The sequence below is a fragment of the Yinghuangia sp. YIM S10712 genome (assembly GCF_051388935.1).
Classification (GTDB): Bacteria; Actinomycetota; Actinomycetes; order Streptomycetales; family Streptomycetaceae; genus Yinghuangia.
In genome coordinates this window covers 2,770-6,129 of sequence record NZ_JBPKBI010000054.1, presented here as the reverse complement: position 1 = coordinate 6,129, position 3,360 = coordinate 2,770, and the positions used below count along the sequence as shown (strand labels likewise).

Here is a 3,360-nt window from a genome sequence, read left to right as displayed (position 1 = left end):
CGAGTACCCCATACACGGGATATGCCCACACCTGACGCACCGTCAACTGGACCCACAAAGATCAGTAGGCGCCCGTCAGGCGTTCCCCTCACTGGGGGCCTCCAACTCACGAAGGCGCTGCAGGATGCGTTGGGATAGTTCTGCGGCGGACAGCCTGTACGGTCTCCATCGGTCCTGCGACGTGTCCTTCATCGACGCCGAAAAACGCAGCTTGCCTTGGGCGTTGGGGATGGGTGACCATCTCTGCGAACTCGAGGCTTGGCACGAGTTCGGCCGTGTCGATGGCCCCGCGTTCTACATCCACTCAGGCAGCGGTCGAGATGGCCCGCACGGCCTGCTCAACCGTGTTCATCTGCGGCCGAACGGCTCATGCCGCCGCTTGGCCGCCGCGTTGTTCCACGGCACCCCCAGCTCGATCTTGCTGGGGGTGCCGTCTGTCTCAGCGGCCAGTTCCTCCGCTTTCAAGCCTTCCGATCATGGCCGCGTCGGGCCGCGCCCGAAGGATCCTCACGACCCCAGGTAACGCAGGACCGCCAGCACCCGACGGCTGTAAGTGCCCGACCGGGGCAACTCGAGCTTGTCGAAGATCGCGTTGACGTGCTTCTCCACCGCGCTGCGCGACACGTGCAGGGCCTCCGCGATCCCCGCGTTCGTGCAGCCTTCGGCCATCCGTGCCAGCACCGCGTGCTCGCGCGGGGTGAGGGTGTCCAGGGGGTCGCTGTGGCTGGTGCGGGCAAGCAGCTGACGGACGACCTCAGGGTCGAAGGCGGCACCGCCGCCGGCGATCCGGTCCAGCGCGGTCAGGAAGTCGTCCACGTGGGCGACGCGGTCCTTGAGCAGGTATCCGACGGCGGTGGCCCCCTGGGTCAGCAACTCGACTGCATACCGCTTCTCGACGTACTGGGACAGGACGAGCACCCCGACATCCGGCGCCGTCTGCCGCACGGTCAAGGCGGCGCGCAGCCCCTCGTCGGTGTGCGTCGGCGGCATGCGTACGTCGGCCACCACCACATCCGGCCGATGCCGCTCCACGGCTTGGACCATCGCGTCGCCGTCGCCGACACCGGCGACCACGTCGTGGCCCTCGTCGGCGAGCAGCCGTGCGAGCCCTTCGCGCAGGAGCGCGGAGTCGTCGGCCAGGACTATGCGCACGGCAACTCCGCGACGATCGTGGTCGGACCGGCGGGCGGGCTCACGACCTGGAATGTACCGTCCAGCGCGGCGACCCGGCGCGCGAGCCCGGACAGACCCCCGCCGGACGGGTCCGCACCACCCACCCCGTCGTCGACCACGCGGACCCTCAGCAGATCCGCGTCGTCGGCGTCTCGACTCACGGAGATCGTCACCGTGCTTGCGCGGCCGTGCTTCACTGCGTTGGTCAGCGCTTCGGCGACCACGAAGTAGGCTGCCGTCGCGACGATGGACGACGGTTCGCGATCGATGTCGCATGTCAACGAGACCCGTATCGGCGTACGTTCGGCAAGGGTCTCCAAAGCGGTGCCCAAGCCGCCGTCGTCTAGGTCGGCGGGATAGATGCGCCACGCGACCTTGCGCAGTTCCGTCAAGGCCTCCTGCGTCTGCTCGTGCGCTTGGCGCATGAGGTCGTCCCTGCTCTCCGCGTCGGCGCGGCGCCGGGCGCGGCCGATCAGCATGCCGACGGCGACCAGGCGTTGTTGGACCCCGTCGTGCAGGTCGCGTTCAATGCGGCGGCGTTCTTCGTGTACCGCCTCCACCACACCCGCCCGGCTCTCGGCAAGTTCCTCCACCCGACGGTTGAGTTCCGCATCCGAGGCCTCGGCCAACACTCCTTTCACCAGATCTCGGTCCATTTGGACGGCGAAGTCGACAAAGCCGACCCCGATCATGGACAGGCATTGCACCAGCAACGTCGTCCCCAAGAGCAGCAGCAGTACCAAGACGACGGTGTTCCCATCGCCGGAGATCAAGTGGCGGCCGATCCGGATCATGCCGGACGGCAGCAACAGGGCTCCGGCATAGGGCAGTCCGAAGAGCAGGCACAAACAGAAATGGGGGAAGAAGTATTTCCACCTCAGCATTCGTGTGGGGACGGGAAGCGGCACGTCGGTCCCGAACCCCAGGCGGCGATGCTCCATGGCGAAAAGCCAGTGGATGGACCGTTCGGCGCATCGGTTGACGAGCCGGTACGGCCGCTTCCCGAACAACCTCGCAACCACGGCGACGACAAGGAGCAGGACGAAGAAGCAGAATTGCAGGACGCCCATGAGCAGGCCCATGAGCATCACCGCCCTCAACCTGGCACCCAACTTGGCCCGATCCAGGAACGGTCTGCGCGGCTCCGCCGCATCGTCGTCGCGCTCGGGCTCGGTCGTGTCCGGCGGCGTTTGCGTCATCATCCGTGCATCTCCTCGGTGACGGAGCCTGGACCCGTCCGATGGGTCCTACACGGCTCGAACTGCCAGTGCCACAAGCCTCCACCAGCCGCACGGCGGCGAACATGAGGTCGAGCACCGAACTTGCCTGCGGAAAACCGCACCCTCTGGTCCGCTCCGCGCTGCATCCTCACCGCATCCACGCCGGGCCGAACCGCCCAGGCCAGTGGAGCGGCAACGCGACGGACAGCCTGAGCTTGTTGATTATCTCAACTGCGGGTTCAGGCGTAGGTGTTCGGTGATGGAATCGGCTCGTTTCACGGTCTTTCCGGGGTCGTGGCGCGGGGCTGGCCTGCGGTTCTTGGAGCCGGGTGGGCGTCCGGGGCCGCCGGGGCGGTTCGGTTTCGGTGCGGCTGCGGGACGGGCAGTGGTCGCGTGGAGGTTGCGAAACCCCCGGCGCACCCGGGCGGGGGTGAGCCGGCGCGGTTCGGGAGCGGGGCGTTCCCAGGGGCGGCGCAGGTCCTCGGCGAGGGGCCGGGCGAGGCGGAGCTGGGTGTGGGCGGCGATGACCAGCCAGGTCCACACGTCGGCGGTTGCCGGGTCGCGGACCTTCGGGACGGTCCAGCCGAGGGTCTGCTTGAAGAAGCGGAAGGTGTGCTCCAGGTCGAAGCGCCGCAGGAACGCCTGCCAGCGCAGGTCGACGTCGTGGCCGGTCATGGCGGTGCGCGACGACCACAGCCAGACCGGTTTCGGGTCCCGGTCGCCGGGCAGGCGCTCGACTTGCAGGCGGATCAACGTGCCGTGGAGGACCGGGAGTTCGCCGCCGTGGTCGAGCCACGAGCCGCGGGCGGCCAGGCGGGGGTGCATGCGGTCCCAGGCGAAGGCTTCGGCGGTGCCGTAGCGGGTGGTCTCGCAGGCGGTGGCCTGGTCGGGGGTGTGCCAGGACTGCGGCTTGGCGAAGGTCAGCACCCTGCCGTGCATGCGGGGCCGTCCGCCGCGCGGGGTGGAG

Annotated in this window: 2 protein-coding genes and 1 pseudogene; all 3 read right to left on the bottom strand. The window is 68.5% G+C overall.

Annotated features, from left to right (window positions below):
* Window positions 1-507 precede the first annotated feature (507 nt).
* The gene (locus tag ACRX5W_RS33060) at window positions 508-1,152 is read right to left on the bottom strand and encodes a response regulator transcription factor (RefSeq protein ID WP_436792094.1); all 645 of its coding nucleotides are present in this window, start codon (window positions 1,150-1,152) and stop codon (window positions 508-510) included.
* A complete protein-coding gene (locus ACRX5W_RS33055) occupies window positions 1,143-2,375 on the bottom strand; it encodes a sensor histidine kinase (protein ID WP_436792093.1) in 1,233 nt (410 codons plus the stop codon). Before ACRX5W_RS33055 ends, ACRX5W_RS33060 begins: the two co-directional genes overlap by 10 nt.
* Window positions 2,376-2,615: 240 nt before the next feature.
* Window positions 2,616-3,360 (bottom strand): annotated as a pseudogene (locus tag ACRX5W_RS33050) (NF041680 family putative transposase); the annotation flags it as partial.

What these genes read in the sequence shown, in the direction of transcription:
- ACRX5W_RS33055 (WP_436792093.1), bottom strand. Translation starts at nt 2,375, where the DNA reads ATGATGACGCAAACGCCGCCGGACACGACCGAGCCCGAGCGCGACGAC.